This window comes from Vibrio sp. 03_296 (assembly GCF_002265885.1).
In genome coordinates, this window is the sequence record NZ_NPKW01000570.1 from 1 (window position 1) to 376 (window position 376).

General features: G+C 41.3%; 1 pseudogene. It reads left to right on the top strand.

Annotation, left to right across the window (positions count from 1 at the left end):
• Positions 1–217, top strand: a pseudogene (locus tag CIK04_RS26245) (HlyU family transcriptional regulator); the annotation flags it as partial.
• Between the last annotated feature and the right edge of the window lie 159 nt (positions 218–376).

Sequence of the window (376 nt, forward strand, 5' to 3'; positions counted from 1 at the left end):
TGAGCATAAAGGCTTTGCTTATCTATGCCGAGAGCTTACAAGGAAGGCGGTCAATACCGCGTCGCTGGTAGAATTACAAAAGAGGTAAAGGGCGAACTAAAAAGTCATCGATTCATCCGATCGGATGTTCTGGCCTCTGAAGCAGATGCAAACGAGTTGATGGTCAAAAAGGCGCAAATGTTCATTGACCAAGATGAGAGGCGAGATATTTAGCTAAAAGTTTCTCGGGTTTTGATTCCTGTCATCATCACAAGAGCCATTAGTGTTTATGCTGGTGGCTCTTTTWGTTTGTTACGCAAAATTTAATTCTATGTGGTTGTAAAATAACCAATAATTATAGGTCTGGTTGGACCTCTGTCTTGTTGATATGTCGTTG